This is a genomic window from Bordetella petrii, assembly GCF_017356245.1.
In the GTDB taxonomy this organism is placed as follows: Bacteria; Pseudomonadota; Gammaproteobacteria; order Burkholderiales; family Burkholderiaceae_B; genus Bordetella_A; species Bordetella_A petrii_D.
In genome coordinates this window covers 312108-326413 of the sequence record NZ_JAFMZZ010000001.1, presented here as the reverse complement: position 1 = coordinate 326413, position 14306 = coordinate 312108, and the positions used below count along the sequence as shown (strand labels likewise).

The 14306-nt window shown below is 67.8% G+C and carries 14 protein-coding genes; 10 read left to right on the top strand and 4 right to left on the bottom strand.

Annotation, left to right across the window (positions count from 1 at the left end):
• Window position 1: 1 nt before the first annotated feature.
• Genes J2P76_RS01605 through J2P76_RS01575 form a run of 7 tightly spaced genes read left to right on the top strand, consistent with a single transcriptional unit; the run spans window position 2 to window position 6687 of the window.
• Complete coding sequence (locus J2P76_RS01605) at window positions 2-715, top strand: hypothetical protein (RefSeq protein ID WP_207404043.1); 714 nt, start codon at window positions 2-4, stop codon at window positions 713-715.
• Entirely contained in the window at window positions 712-1557 is an 846-nt protein-coding gene (gene cpaB / locus J2P76_RS01600) for a Flp pilus assembly protein CpaB (RefSeq protein ID WP_207404042.1), read from the top strand. The genes J2P76_RS01605 and cpaB overlap by 4 nt, the downstream gene beginning before the upstream one ends.
• Complete coding sequence (locus J2P76_RS01595) at window positions 1554-2918, top strand: type II and III secretion system protein family protein (protein ID WP_207404041.1); 1365 nt, start codon at window positions 1554-1556, stop codon at window positions 2916-2918. Before cpaB ends, J2P76_RS01595 begins: the two co-directional genes overlap by 4 nt.
• A gap of 12 nt (window positions 2919-2930) precedes the next feature.
• A complete protein-coding gene (locus tag J2P76_RS01590) occupies window positions 2931-4589 on the top strand; it encodes an ATPase, T2SS/T4P/T4SS family (protein ID WP_207404040.1) in 1659 nt (552 codons plus the stop codon).
• Window positions 4586-5431, top strand: coding sequence for a type II secretion system F family protein (locus tag J2P76_RS01585; RefSeq protein ID WP_207404039.1), 846 nt, complete (start codon window positions 4586-4588; stop codon window positions 5429-5431). Before J2P76_RS01590 ends, J2P76_RS01585 begins: the two co-directional genes overlap by 4 nt.
• Before the next feature lie 9 nt (window positions 5432-5440).
• A complete protein-coding gene (locus J2P76_RS01580) occupies window positions 5441-6313 on the top strand; it encodes a type II secretion system F family protein (protein WP_207404038.1) in 873 nt (290 codons plus the stop codon).
• Window positions 6310-6687 (top strand): DUF192 domain-containing protein, encoded by a 378-nt coding sequence (locus tag J2P76_RS01575; protein WP_207404037.1) that lies wholly within the window; start codon window positions 6310-6312, stop codon window positions 6685-6687. Before J2P76_RS01580 ends, J2P76_RS01575 begins: the two co-directional genes overlap by 4 nt.
• Here J2P76_RS01575 and J2P76_RS01570 read toward each other — a convergent pair.
• Window positions 6684-7529, bottom strand: a complete 846-nt coding sequence (locus J2P76_RS01570) for a class I SAM-dependent methyltransferase (RefSeq protein WP_207404036.1) — start codon at window positions 7527-7529, stop codon at window positions 6684-6686. The genes J2P76_RS01575 and J2P76_RS01570 overlap by 4 nt on opposite strands.
• 105 nt (window positions 7530-7634) lie before the next feature.
• Complete coding sequence (locus J2P76_RS01565) at window positions 7635-8228, bottom strand: DUF2239 family protein (RefSeq protein ID WP_207404035.1); 594 nt, start codon at window positions 8226-8228, stop codon at window positions 7635-7637.
• A 167-nt stretch (window positions 8229-8395) separates the two neighbouring features.
• On the opposite strand from J2P76_RS01565, the gene guaB reads away from it, so the two are divergent.
• Together guaB and guaA are read left to right on the top strand one after the other, a co-directional pair.
• Window positions 8396-9856, top strand: a complete 1461-nt coding sequence (gene guaB, locus J2P76_RS01560) for an IMP dehydrogenase (RefSeq protein ID WP_207404033.1) — start codon at window positions 8396-8398, stop codon at window positions 9854-9856.
• Window positions 9857-9951: 95 nt separating this feature from the next.
• The gene (gene guaA, locus J2P76_RS01555) at window positions 9952-11547 is read left to right on the top strand and encodes a glutamine-hydrolyzing GMP synthase (protein WP_207404031.1); all 1596 of its coding nucleotides are present in this window, start codon (window positions 9952-9954) and stop codon (window positions 11545-11547) included.
• A gap of 5 nt (window positions 11548-11552) precedes the next feature.
• On the opposite strand, the gene J2P76_RS01550 is transcribed toward guaA, so the two are convergent.
• Window positions 11553-12122 (bottom strand): hypothetical protein, encoded by a 570-nt coding sequence (locus J2P76_RS01550; RefSeq protein WP_207404029.1) that lies wholly within the window; start codon window positions 12120-12122, stop codon window positions 11553-11555.
• Window positions 12119-12835: a GntR family transcriptional regulator gene (locus J2P76_RS01545; RefSeq protein WP_207404027.1), complete on the bottom strand. Its 717-nt coding sequence runs from the start codon at window positions 12833-12835 to the stop codon at window positions 12119-12121. Before J2P76_RS01545 ends, J2P76_RS01550 begins: the two co-directional genes overlap by 4 nt.
• Before the next feature lie 146 nt (window positions 12836-12981).
• Between J2P76_RS01545 and J2P76_RS01540 the strand changes: the two genes are divergently transcribed.
• Window positions 12982-14253: an ABC transporter substrate-binding protein gene (locus J2P76_RS01540; RefSeq protein WP_207404025.1), complete on the top strand. Its 1272-nt coding sequence runs from the start codon at window positions 12982-12984 to the stop codon at window positions 14251-14253.
• The last annotated feature ends 53 nt before the right edge of the window (window positions 14254-14306 follow it).

The following is a 14306-nucleotide window of genomic DNA, read 5'->3' as shown; positions in this document are numbered from 1 at the left end:
CATGGGCAAGCCATTTATCGGGCAGCATTGCCGGGCCAGCCGTTTTGCGCGATGGGCGGCGGGCATGGCCGCATGCCTGTCCGCCGTGGCCGTGGCCGCGGCGCACGCCGGCGCGGGGCCCGGGCCGGCCAGCCTGGCATTGCCGCCGGGCAGCACCCAGGCGCCGCTGGGGTCGCAAATGCGGCTCTACGGCATGCCGGCCGACATTCGCCTGATCGAGATTCCGCTGCCCGTGGCGCAGGCGGCGCCCGCGCTGGCCAGGCACCATCCCGTGCTGTCCGATCTGGGGGTCTACTCCGGATTCGTCATCCTGTCCGGGCAATCCGCCGGCGAGCTGTGGCTGGCCGTGCTCGAGGCCGCCGGCCCGCAGCGTACGCGCGGCAGCGTTTCGGTGCTGGGCGCCGCAGCCCCCGACGGCGCCCGGCTGCCGGCGCGGCCCGCCTGGCTGCCGCCCGGGGCCCGCCTGCGCCTGGACTTCAGCGACGCTGACGGCGGTGGGCGCACCATTCACCAGGTCTGGACCGTGGCGTTGCCGGTGGCACAGGCCCGCCAGGCCGTCGCCGACCGCTTGCGGCGCGCGGGCTGGCATCCCGGCGCAGGCGCCGATGCCGCCCACCGCTGGCTGCGCGGCCCGGCATGGCTGGACATCGCCATCGTCGCCGTTGAAGGCGGCAGCGGCGTCCTGCTGCTGCAGCACGAAAAGGCCACGCCATGACATTCTCGTTTTCCGCGCTGCTGTTGCGCCTGCGCGCGCTGGGCGTCTACGCGTTCGCCCTGGCCGCGGGCCTGCTTGCCGCCTGGGCGGCACGTGAACATATCCAGGCGCGCGTCCGTGAAATCGAACGCCAGGCCGAGGTGCTCGTCGTCGACAAGCTGGTTGCCGCCGCCGACCTGCCCGCCGGCACGCGCCTGCAGGCAGAACATCTGGCGGTGCGCGATATCCCCGCTCCCTGGACCGCCAGCGGTTCGTTCGATCCCGGTGCGGCCGACCAGGTCATCGGCACCGTCCTCGTCACCGATGTGAAGCAGGGAGACGCCTTGCTCGACGTCCACCTGGCGCCCGCCGCGGCAGCCCCGCCGCTGTCCGACCTGGTGCCGGCGGGCCGGCGCGCGGTGACGCTGCCGGCCGACGAAATCAACGTGGCATCGGGCCTGCTGCAACCAGGCGACCTGATCGATCTCTACGTGTCCTTTGTGCATCGCGGCCAGCACCTGACAGCTGCTTTGTTGCAGGGCGTGCGCGTGCTGGCCATGGGGGCCGACCCCGAAGCCGCGCCATCCATCACGCTGGAAGCCTCGGCCCAGGACGCGATCAAGCTGGTGGCGGCCCGGCATGGCGGCACCCTGACCGCCATGTTGCGCCACCGCGGTGACGGCGCGGCGCCGCAGGCCGCCGCCTCGGGCGACCTGGCGGGGCTGATGGGCCTGGATGCCAACGATGCCGGCCCGCGTCCGGCCGTGCCCGTGCTGTACGGCGACCGGCTCGACGCCGGGCCCGTGCCGCAGGTGTTCGACGCCGGCAGCGACGCCGGCGCATCCGATCCGGGGGCGCCATGAAACTGTCACGCATATGCGGCTGGGCGTTGGGCGCGGCCTTGCTGGCGGTTGCCCGGCCCGCTATCGCGGCCGAGCCCGCCACCCTTGCGCTCGAAGTCGGCCAGACCCGCGTGTTGCGCCACGCCGAAGTCACCCGTGTCGCGGTGGGCAACGGCCAAGTGATCAGCGCCGTGTCGGTCGACGGCCGCGAGGTCGTGCTGTTCGCGCGCCAGGAAGGCGCATCATCGGTGCACGTCTGGACACCCGCCGGCGTGGGCGCCGCCTACGAGGTGCAGGTGCGGCCGGCCGGCTGGGCGCTCATGCAAGAAGAGGTGCAGGCGCTGTTGCGCCATATTCCCAACGTGCGCAGCAGCCTGGTGGGCGGCAACGTCGTGATCGAAGGCGATGACCTGACTGATGACGACCGGGCGCGCGTAGCGGCGCTGGCACAGCGTTATCCGCGCATCCTGGACTTCACCGGCCAGGTGGGCTGGGACAACATGGTGCTGCTGGACGTGCAGGTTGTCGAACTGCCCAGTTCCCGGCTGCGTGAATTCGGCCTGCAATGGGATGCGGTGTCGCAAGGGGGGTTGCATGCCGGCGGTGTATGGCAGCCCGGGTCCGGCCTGCAACTGACCGACACCGCGCAGCCGCCTCCGCTGGTCATGCAAGGCATGGGGGCGGGGGGGTATTTCGGCGCCAATGCGCTGATCTCGGCGCGCGTGGCCGCCATGGCCCAGCGCGGCGAGGCCGTGATGCTGGCTCAGCCGCAATTGCTGGCGCGCAGCGGCACCACCGCCTCGTTCCTGGCCGGCGGCGAAGTGCCCTACACCACGACAGATTCGCTGGGCAACAGCTCCACCGAATTCAAGCCCTATGGCGTGTCGTTGAATATCACGCCGCGCATCGACCGCAACGGCGCCATACGTTCCCGCATCGAAGTCGAGGCCAGTTCGGTCGATACCTCGCTCAGCGTGGCGGGCGGGCCGGCCTTGCGCACGCGGCGCGCCGTCACCGAGTTCAACGTGCGCTCCGGCCAGACCCTGGTGCTGGGCGGCTTCCTGTCGCGCGAGCGTTCGCACGAGCGCAGCGGCCTGCCGTTGCTGCAAGACATCCCCCTGCTGGGGGCGCTGTTTTCGTCGCGCCGCGACCAGCACAAGGAAACCGAACTGGCCATCTTCGTGACGCCGCGCATCGTGTCGCAAGACCACGCCGAACTCGCCCTGCGCGTGCAGCGCGGCCGGCATGTGCTGCAACAGGCATTCCCCGATGCTCCCGCCCTGGGTACCGCGGCCCCTGGGCCGGGCGATCCCGACTGGAGCGCCTACATGGGGCCCGGCTCGCAATGGCGCGCCGGCGCGGGGCCTAACCTTTCGCCATAGCGCCAGACGACCATGCTCGACATTTCCATGACATACGAAGACGGCCAGCAGCGTTCGGTGCGCGCCCAGGTTCCCCTGCTGATCGGCCGGGCCGCGCAATGCGGATTGCGCATCGCCAACTGGCGCGTGGCCAAGAGCCACGCGCGGCTGGTGGCGCAGGGCCGGATGCTGGAACTCGAAGACCTGGGTTCCCTGGGCGGCACGTTCGTCAACGGCCAGCGCATCACGGTGCACCGGCCTGTCCTGCCCGATGACGACATCCTGGTCGGGCCATGCCGCATGCGGGTGCGCCTGGCCGCCGATTGCACCAATGAAGCGCACGGTCGGCCTGAAGCAGACCCCCCTGTGCCGGCCCCTGAAGACGGCGCCGCATGCGTGCCGGCGGCCCCGGCCTTCGACGCTCTGGCTTTGCTGCCGCACCGCCGGCGCCTGCACGCGGCCCTACTGCAGGCCCTGGACCTGCGCCGGCGCGATGTGGCCGGCATGAGCGACGCCCTGCTGCGCAACGAGGCGCAGCGCCTGCTCGATGGCATCGCCGCCGCCGATGCCGGCATTCCGGCCCAGGTGGATCGGGCCGCGCTGTGCCGCGACGTGCTGGACGAGGCGGTGGGGCTGGGGCCGCTCGAACCCTTGCTGGCCGATACGGGCATCAGCGAAATCATGATCAACCGCCACGATGAAATCTACATCGAGCGCGAAGGCCGCCTGTGGCGCCACGATGCGGCCTTCAGCAGCGAACAATCGGTGCGCTGGGTCATCGAGCGCATCGTGGCTCCGCTGGGGCGCCGTATCGATGAAAGCGCGCCCATGGTCGATGCCCGCCTGCCGGACGGGTCGCGCGTCAATGCGGTCATTCCGCCCGTGGCGCTGAAAGGGGCCAGCCTGACGATACGCAAATTCCCGGCGCGGCGCCCGCGCATGGCCGACCTGGTCCGGGCCGGCTCGATCGATTCCGCGATGGCCGATTTCCTGTACTTGTGCGTGCGCAGCCGCAAGAACATTGTCGTGTCCGGCGGCACCGGGTCGGGCAAGACCACCTTGCTGAACATTCTTTCCAACGGCATTCCCGAGGGCGAGCGCATTGTCACCATCGAAGACGCGGCCGAACTGCGGCTGGACCACGCCCACCTGGTCGCCCTTGAAGCGCGCCCCGCCAATCTCGAGAACCGCGGCCGCATCGACATCCGCGACCTGGTGCGCAATGCCCTGCGCATGCGCCCCGACCGCATCGTGGTGGGCGAGTGCCGGGGCGCGGAAGCCTTCGACATGCTGACGGCCATGAACACCGGGCACGAAGGCTCGCTGACCACCCTGCATGCCAATTCGCCGCGCGATGCGCTGGGACGGCTGGAAGCAATGGTGCTGATGGCCGGGATGGATCTGCCCCTGAGCGTCGTGCGCGAACACATCGGCGCCAGCATCGACATCATCGTGCAGCAGGCGCGGCTGTCCGACGGCCGCCGCGTGGCGACCTCCATCGTCGAGATCACCGGCCTGGAAAGCGGCCGCATCCAGCTGCAGGAACTGTTCCGCTACCAGCCCGGCCTGGGATTCCAGGGCTGCGGGCTGCTGCCCAGCTTCGCCGACGACTGGCGCGCCGCCGGCATTGTGTTCGACAGCGGGCTGTTCTGCGGCGGCGCGGGCGGCGCGGCGGCGGGCCTGGCGCCGTGATCTGGCTGGCTGTCGCCATGTCCACGGCGTGCGCGGCATTGCTGGCCTGGCGCGCCCAGGCCTGGTTCGGGCCCGCACTGCAGCGCTATCGGCAGGTGTACACGCACGAAGCCGGCATCACGCTCAGCGAGGTGTTCCTGTTCATTGATCCGGCCCAGCTGTGGCTGGGCGCCATGCTGCTGGCGGCGGTGGCCGGGCTGGCTGCCTTCGCCGCCAGCGGCAGCGCGCTGCTGGGCAGCCTGGCTGCCGTGCTGGCCGCCAGGCTGCCCCGGCACATGGTCGGGCGGCTGCGCGGCCGCCGTCTGGCCCGGTTCGAGCAGCAATTGCCCGGAGCCTTGCTGGCCCTGGCTTCGGCCTTGCGGGCCGGTGTGGGGGTTTCCACCGCGCTGCGCCACATCGTTGACCACAGCGAGGCGCCGCTGGCCCAGGAATTCGGCCTGATGCTGCGCGAGCAACGGCTGGGAGTCTCGTTCGATGCCGCGCTGGGGCACCTGAGCCAGCGCGTGCCTTCCGAGGCCTCGGCCCTGGTGGTTGCCGCAATGCGCGTGGCGTCGCATACCGGCGGCAATCTGGCCGAAACGCTCGACGGCATTGCCCGCACGCTGCGCGACCGCCTGCAGCTGCAGGGCAAGGTACGCGCGCTGACCGCGCAGGGGCGCCTGCAGGCCTGGATAGTGGGGGCTTTGCCCCTGTTGCTGGCGGCCGTGCTCGACCGCATGGAGCCCGATGCCATGGCCGTGCTGTGGCACACGCCCCTGGGGTGGGCGGTGCTGGCCGTGGTGGCCGGCCTGGAAACAGCTGGCGTGCTGCTGATCCGGCGCATCGTCGACATCGACATCTGAAGGGCCGCCATGTTGTCAGGCCTTGCTATTGTTCTGGCCGGCGCGGGTGGCGCCGCCGCGGCCTGGCTGCTGATGCGGCCGGCGCTCTATATGCTCGCGGCGCCCGATGAGCTGGCTTCCATGCCCTGGCCCTGGCGCCTGTGCTGGCCATGGCTGTCGGCGGCGGCCGCAGTATGCGGGCCATTGCTGCCATGGCGCATGCGCGATGCATGGGCGCGCAGGCTCGCCCAGACAGGCCTGCCGGCCGTGGTGACGGCCGCGCACGCGGTGGCCCTGGTGGGCAGCGCCGCGGCGTGCGGCGCGATCGCCGCCGGCGGCGTGGCGTGGTGGCTGGGCGCGGCCAGCGCATGGCCCGCGGCCGCAGCGGCCGGCGCCGGCTTGGCGGGCGGCTGGCCGGTGGCCTGGATGGTCCGCCGCATTGGCCGGCGGCGCCAGCGTATCGGGCGCGAACTGCCGTTCGTACTGGACATGATGACGTTGTGCGTGGAGTCGGGGCTGGGCTTGCACGGCGCGCTGCAGCAGGCCGAACAGCATGGGCCGCCAGGGCCGCTGCGTGACGAGCTGGCCCATGCCCTGGCGGACATGCGCGCCGGCGTGCCGCGCGCCGCGGCCTTGAAGGCCCTGGCCGATCGTGCCGACAGCGCGGCCGTGAGCAGCTGGATCGGCGCGCTGACCCAGGCCGACAGCCTGGGCATGAGCCTGGGCGCCGTGCTGCGTGGCCATGCCGCGCAGTGCCGCACCGACCGCTTCCAGCGCGCCGAGAAACTGGCCATGGAAGCGCCGGTCAAGATGCTGCTGCCGCTGATCGGCTGCATTTTCCCGTGCACGTTCATCGTGCTGGCGTTTCCCATCGCCGTGCAGTTGTGGCAGGCCACCCAATGACCGGCAATCGATTCCGCCGTGGGCTGGCGCCCGGGCGCATCCGCGTGGTGCGCGCGCAAGGCGCCCTGGGCCGGCTGCGCGGGCTGCTGTGCCGGGCGCGCGCCCTGGGGCCGCATACGGGGTTGCTGTTGACGCCTTGCTGCGCCGTCCACACGCTGGGCATGCGCTACAGCATCGATGTGGCTTTCATCGATGCCGGTGGCCGCGTGTTGCGGCTGGCGCGCAATGTGCGGCCCGGACGGCTGGTTTTTTGCCGGGGTGCGGCGGCGGTGGTGGAATTGGCGGTCAACACAGCCGACACGCCGCTGCGTCGCCGGCGGCGCCTGCACGTTGCCCTGCGGCGCATGCGCGCGGGCAAGCTCAAATCGAGCTAGGACTGCGGCGCCTCGGCCGCCGGCACGAAGAACCGCTCGCGCAGCGCCTGCAGCCCGATCCGTTCCAGGATCTCGTTCAGCCGCTCGGCCGGCTTGCGGCGGGGCAGGTTCTTGTACTGGGCGATGATCAGTTCGTTTTTCATCGAGTGTTCCCAGCCCACCAGTTCGGTCACGCTGACCTGGTAGCCGTGCGCTTCCAGTTGCAGGCAGCGCAGCACGTTGGTGATCTGGCTGCCGAACTCGCGCGTGTGCAGCGGGTGGCGCCAGATCTCGGCCAGCGGGTCGGCCAGGGCGCGGCCCTTGTTCTGGCGCAGCACGGCGGCCACTTCGGCCTGGCAGCAGGGCACCACCACGATGTACTTGGCGTGCTTTTCCAGCGCGAAGCGGATGGCGTCGTCGGTGGCGGTATTGCAGGCATGCAGCGCCGTCACCACATCGACCTGCGCGGGCAGGCTTGCGGAGGCGATCGATTCGGCCACCGACAGGTTCAGGAACGACATGCCGCCAAAGCCCAGCCGCGCCGCCAGCGCCTGCGACGAGGCCACCAGCTCGGGACGGGTCTCGATGCCGTAGACGTGCGACTGGTCGTGCAGCGCCTTGAAGTACAGGTCGTACAGGATGAAGCCCAGGTACGACTTGCCCGCGCCGTGGTCCACCAGCGTGACGGCGCCGCGTTCGGCCTTCACGTCCTGCAGCAGGGGCTCGATGAACTGGAACAGGTGGTATACCTGCTTGAGCTTGCGGCGGCTGTCCTGGTTGAGCTTGCCGTCGCGCGTCAGGATGTGCAGTTCTTTCAGCAGCTCGACGGACTGGCCGGGACGGATATCGGGAATCGGCGACATGGATGGTGCGTGGCGCGGCCGTGACGCAGGCCGGCGGGGAAAGGCAAAGCGCCAGTGTACCGAAAGCACGCGGCCCGGCGCGCCAGGGCGCCGGGCCGCCGATGGCTACGCGCCGAACGCCAGCCTGGTGGCGTGTTCGCGCACATCCGACGGCCAGGCCGCCACGTGCTGCGCGAAGCGCGCCGGGTCTTGCGCGAACAAGGCGCGGGCGGCTTCTTCGAAGCCCGGCAGGTCGCCGCCGATCGATGACATGAAGCGGTAGGCGGCTTCCTGCCGCTGGCGCAGCTGGTCGCTTTCCTGGTGGGTGCGGCGCGCTTCTTCCACCAGCTTGCGCAACGCTACCGAGGCGCCGCCGGGCTGCGCGGCCAGCCATTCCCAATGGCGCGGCAGCAGGGTGACTTCGCGCGAGACCACGCCCAGCCGGGGGCGTCCGCGGCCGCGGGCCTCGGGCGGCGCACCGGCGGGCAGCGGCGCGGCATCTACCGCTGCTGCCGCGGCTGGAGCAGGATCGGCGTCGCCGGCGCGCAGATCGATATCGACCAGCTGCCCCGTGGCGTCGTTGTAGATCAGGACTGGCCCGGCGGCATTGGCCTGCAATGCCAGCCGGACCGCGTGCGCCACCGCGGGCAGGGCGCCCGATGCAATGCGGCGGTGGCCGTCGAAAGCAGTGCAGGCGGGTAGGGAGTCGACGGCATTCATAGGCTCTCCGTGGGTTCATGAGCCTCAATTATTAGCCGGGTAAAAATTGCTGTCAATATTACCCGGGTTAAAATGTGTGACAGTGTTCGAGCCCCGCACTCTACGGGGAAACACCTAGTAAAAACATGGCAAGCGCGTATAATCTTGCTTTGCGCCCGGAGTTCCCCATGCGTCTCGTCCAAAAAGCGCTCACCTTCGACGATGTGTTGTTGGTGCCTGCGTACTCCGAGGTGTTGCCGCGCGACACCTCGCTGGTCACCCGTCTTACCCGCAACATCACCCTCAATATTCCGCTCGTGTCCGCCGCCATGGACACCGTTACCGAGTCGCGCCTGGCCATCGCCATGGCCCAGGAAGGCGGCATCGGCATCATCCACAAGAACCTGAGCGCCGACGAGCAGGCCAAGGAAGTGGCCCGCGTCAAGCGCCACGAGTTCGGCATCGTCATCGACCCGGTTACCGTCACCCCCGACATGAAAGTGCGCGACGCCATCGCGCTGCAGCGCCAGCACGGGTTCTCGGGCCTGCCGGTGGTCGAGGGCAAGAAGGTGGTGGGCATTGTCACCAACCGCGACCTGCGCTTTGAAGACCGCCTGGACCAGCCGCTGCGCAACATCATGACGCCGCAGGAACGCCTGGTCACCATGCAGGAAGGCGCCACGCTGGACGAAGCCCAGGCCCTGATGCACAAGCACCGCCTCGAACGCGTGCTGATCGTCAATGATGCCTTCGAGCTGCGCGGCCTGGCCACGGTCAAGGACATCGTCAAGAACACCGAGCACCCGGTCGCCAACAAAGATGCCCAGGGCCAGCTGCGCGTGGGCGCGGCGGTGGGCGTGGGCGCCGGCACCGAAGAACGCGTTGAAAAGCTGGCGGCTGCAGGCGTCGACGTCATCATCGTCGATACCGCGCACGGCCATTCGGCCGGCGTGCTGGAACGCGTCCGCTGGGTCAAGCAGAATTTCCCCAAGGTCGAGGTCATCGGCGGCAACATCGCCACCGCCGCCGCCGCGCGCGCGCTGGTCGAGCACGGCGCCGACGGCGTCAAGGTCGGCATCGGGCCCGGCTCCATCTGCACCACCCGCATCGTGGCCGGCGTGGGCGTGCCGCAGATCACCGCCATCGCCGACGTGGCCAAGGCGCTGGACGGCACCGGCGTGCCCCTGATCGCCGACGGCGGCATCCGCTATTCGGGCGACATCGCCAAGGCCCTGTCGGCCGGCGCCTTTGCCTGCATGATGGGCGGCATGTTCGCCGGCACCGAAGAGGCGCCGGGCGAAGTCGTGCTGTTCCAGGGCCGTTCGTACAAGTCGTACCGCGGCATGGGCAGCCTGGGCGCCATGTCCGACGGCTCGGCCGACCGCTACTTCCAGGACCCGGCCAACAACGCCGACAAGCTGGTGCCCGAAGGCATCGAAGGCCGCGTGCCGTACAAGGGCAGCGTGCTGGCCATCATCTACCAGCTGGTGGGCGGCATCCGGGCTTCCATGGGCTATTGCGGCTGCGCCACCATCGACGACATGCGCACCAAGACGCAGTTCGTCGAGATCACCTCGGCGGGTGTGCGGGAGTCCCATGTGCACGACGTGCAGATCACCAAGGAAGCCCCCAACTACCGCGCCGACTGATCCGCACCGGCTGAGTACAATGCAATCCATCGCGCACCGGCAGAACCCCGCGGTTCTGGCCGGTGCGCTTTTATTTCCAAACCGGCAGAGTCTCCATGCACCACCAGCGCATTCTCATTCTTGACTACGGTTCGCAAGTTACCCAACTGATCGCCCGCCGCGTCCGCGAAGCCGGCGTCTATTCCGAAATCCATCCCGGCGACGTCGATGATGCCTTCGTGCGCGACCAGGCGGGGCAGGGGCTGAAAGGCATCATCCTGTCGGGCAGCCATGCCTCGGCCTACGCGGAAGACTCGCTGCGCGTGCCGGCGGCCGTGTTCGAGCTGGGCGTGCCGGTGCTGGGCATCTGCTACGGCATGCAGTCGATGGCGCAGCAGCTGGGCGGCACGGTCAGCTTTTCCGACCACCGCGAATTCGGCTACGCCGAGGTGCGCGCCCATGGCCATACCCAACTGCTGAACGGCCTGGCCGATTTCACCACGCCCGAAGGGCACGGCATGCTGAAGGTGTGGATGAGCCACGGCGACAAGGTCACCGAGCTGCCGCCCGGCTTCAAGCTGATGGCTTCGACCCCCTCGTGCCCGATCGCCGGCATGGCCGACGAAACCCGCAAGTTCTATGCGGTGCAGTTCCACCCCGAAGTGACCCACACCGTGCAGGGCAAGGCCATGCTGGCCCGCTTCGTGAACGAGATCTGCGGCTGCCAGGGCGACTGGAACATGCCCGACTACGTCACCGAAGCGGTGGCGCGCATCCGCGAACAGGTAGGCAGCGACGAAGTCATCCTGGGACTGTCGGGCGGCGTGGATTCATCGGTGGCCGCGGCCCTGATCCACAAGGCCATCGGCGACCAACTGACCTGCGTGTTCGTCGACCACGGCCTGCTGCGCCTGGACGAAGGCAAGCAGGTGATGCAGACCTTCGCTGAGAACATGGGCGTGAAGATCGTCCACGTCGACGCCACCGAACAGTTCATGGGCAAGCTGGCCGGCCAGGCCGACCCCGAAGCCAAGCGCAAGATCATCGGCCGCGAGTTCGTCGAGGTGTTCCAGGCCGAGGCCGGCAAGCTGAAAAGCGCCAAGTGGCTGGCCCAGGGCACCATCTACCCCGACGTCATCGAATCGGCCGGCGCCAAGACCGGCAAGGCCACCTCGATCAAGTCGCATCACAACGTGGGCGGGCTGCCCGACACGCTGAACCTGCAACTGCTGGAACCCCTGCGCGAACTGTTCAAGGACGAAGTGCGCGAACTGGGCGTGGCCCTGGGCCTGCCGCCGCAGATGGTGTACCGCCATCCGTTCCCGGGCCCCGGCCTGGGCGTGCGCATCCTGGGCGAGGTCAAGCAGGAATTCGCCGACCTGCTGCGCCGCGCCGACGCCATCTTCATCGACGAACTGCGCAGCACCATCGACGACACCAGCGGCAAGAGCTGGTACGACCTGACCTCGCAGGCCTTCGCCGTGTTCCTGCCGGTGAAGTCGGTGGGGGTGATGGGCGACGGCCGCACCTACGAATACGTGGTGGCCCTGCGCGCCGTGCAGACCTTCGACTTCATGACCGCCGACTGGGCACCGCTGCCGCACGCGCTGCTGGCCCGCGTGTCGTCGCGCATCATCAACGAAGTGCGAGGTATCAACCGGGTGGTGTACGACGTGTCGAGCAAGCCGCCTGCGACGATTGAGTGGGAGTAGGGGATTTAACCATTCCCCTCTTCAACAATCGGCAGCAGGTTACGCCAGCGGAGCCGGGTTTCAAGAGCTTCCCAGGGCGGCGCGACGTTTCTGACGAATTCGGATGGTGCTGACCCGGGCCCTGGCAGGCTGACCCAGAGAAGAAAGTGCCCGTTGCTGGTTCGCAGTGCGGCACCGTTCTCGCCAAACCGCGCCTGGAACAGGGGCAGTGAGTCGCACTTCATCGGCAGCAAGGCCTGTTCCCATAGCGGCAGTTCCCGCCCGGTTCGGAATGGGCGCAGATACCAGGGCGGGTCGTCCCTGAGCGGGGCGCTTACCAGTCTGGGGGCGCCGAATCGGGAAAGATGTTCGATGACCCGCCGCAGCAGGTCTTCAGCGGCCTGATCCCACGTTTCGTCATTGTCGCCGAACAGGGTAAAGCCGGCGGCCTCGAAGCAGGCGTCATGGTTTACGGGCGCCGGCCAGATGGCCAGCAACCGGGTCCCGTCTGCTGCCAGGCCCGGGGCCTGGTCGGGAGGCACGAGCGACCAGTGGAGCTGGAATGGCGCCGGACTGGCAGAAGAGGTGTTGTTCATGGCGCCGTCCCGAGCCCATGCCGCGTAGCCAACCCGGCATACCGCTGGCTGACGATGTACTGGTAGGCGGTCTCGATATCCTGCTGCAATGCCTTGCGCGCGGATGCGATGTCTTGCGCTTCCAGCGCGTTGATCAGCGCGTCATGGTGGGCCACGGCGACCTTGTTCAGGGTCCGTTCGGACCCCGAGCGCAGATCGTAGTTCAGGATGGGGCCGATGCGAAGCCACAGCGATTCGATCATCTTCACCAGGGTGGGCATGTTTGCCGCCGAGTAGATGGAGAAATGCAGCGTTTTGTTGAGCAGTACGGCGTCGCCCAGGCTGTCGCCGCCGGCCGTCAGTGCCTTGGAAAGCGCGGCATTCAGCTCGCGTAGCGACTGGACCAGGGCAGGGTCCACGTTCGGCACCGCTTTTTCAACCGCATAGCTTTCCACTTCCAGCCGGATCTGCGTGACTTCGTGGAACTGCGCGGCCGTCATGACCGGCACGCGCACCGAGCGGTTGGGCGTGACTTCCAGGGCCTGGTCGGCCACTAATTGATGGACCGCCTGGCGCACCGGCATCATGCTCACCCCCAGCGATTCCGCGGCGGACCGCAGCGACAGGGATTCGCCCGGCGTGATCCGGCCGGTGAGCAGAATTTCTTTTATTTGCTGGAGTACCTGGGCACCCAGCGTCTCGCTCTGCTGTACAGGTTTGAGTGTCTGGTTCATGTTGTGCGCGGCTTTTATTAATAATACCTAGGCTAAACCCTTATGTGATCTGTGATCACGTCTGAGTAACATAACTGTGATCACAATAAGAGATCCGGCTTCCCCTGAGGATCCGTTGCGGTGCGTCAAATCACAAGGAGACAATTATGTCGCATAAGGAAGTGACTTCATGCCGGGACGGAATTTCACGGCGCAGCCTGATGAAGGCTGGCGTTGCCGGTTTGGTAACGGGTGTGGCGGGCGCGGTTCCGTTCGCCCGCAGCGCTCTTGCGGCGGAGCCGATCAAAATCGGCGTCTTGCTGGCCAAGTCGGGTACCTACGCGGTGCAGGGCACGCAGGGCTACAACGGCGCGACGATCGCGGTGGCGGACGCCAACAGCCAGGTTCTGGGCCGGCCGATCGAGCTGGTCTGGCTGGATGAAAACGGGCCGCAGACCACCCAGCAGAATATGCAGCGCCTGATCCAGCAAGAGAAGGTGGTGGCGGTGCAGGGCGGTATTTCCAGCGGCGATATCCTGGCCATCATGCCGGTTGCCGAACGCGAAAAGATCCTGCTCATGGCCACCGGGCCGAACGCCAGTGAAATCACCGGCGAAAAGTGCGCCCGCTATACGTTCCGGGTTGATTCGCCCAATTATGAAACCACGCGCAGCGTGTACCCGACTTTCGCGAAGAACGGGAAGAACTGGTACTTTCTGTACGCTTCTTATGCCTGGGGGATCGACGGATTTCAGCAGATGAGCAAATTGCTGAAAGACGATGGCGGCAAGGTGGTGGGCGCGGATCAGACGCCGCTGGGCACCACGGACTACAGCTCGTTCATATTGAAGATTGTTTCGGCGAAGCCGGATGCCATATACCTGGGCCTGGGCGGCAGCGACCTGACGAATTTCCTGAAGCAGTTCCACCAGATGGGGCTGACGGGCAAGATACCGGTTTCGGCCCTGAGCTGCAACGACACCGATCTGTGGTCGGCCGGGCCGGCGGCGGCGACCGGCGTGTATCCGAAAATATGGAACTACACCGGAGACCAGAACACCGAGCTCAGCCGCGCGTTCGTCAAGAGCTACATGGCACGGTACAAGACGCCGCCGGAGGCCGAGGCCTGGCAGGACTGGTTCGGCACGACGGCGATCATTACCGCCATCAAAGAAACCGGGTCTACCGATTCGAGTAAGCTTGTAGAGTTCCTGGAAGGACACAAGTTCGACGGCTACAAGAAAGCGGGCTCGATGTATTTCCGCCCCTGGGATCATCAACTGATCCAGCCCACGCTGGTGGCGCAGGTCAAGAAGAAAGTCACCGACAAGTACGACTATTTCGACATCGTGGAAGAAGTACCCGGCAAGGGGCAGACCTTCGATGATCTGTTCGGGTCGCAGGCCGAGTCCCTGTGCAAGATGCCGACGTCGCTGTAGTTCGCATGGCTGGCGTGCCCGGTTTGCCGGCGCGGGAGCCGGCAAACCGGGCA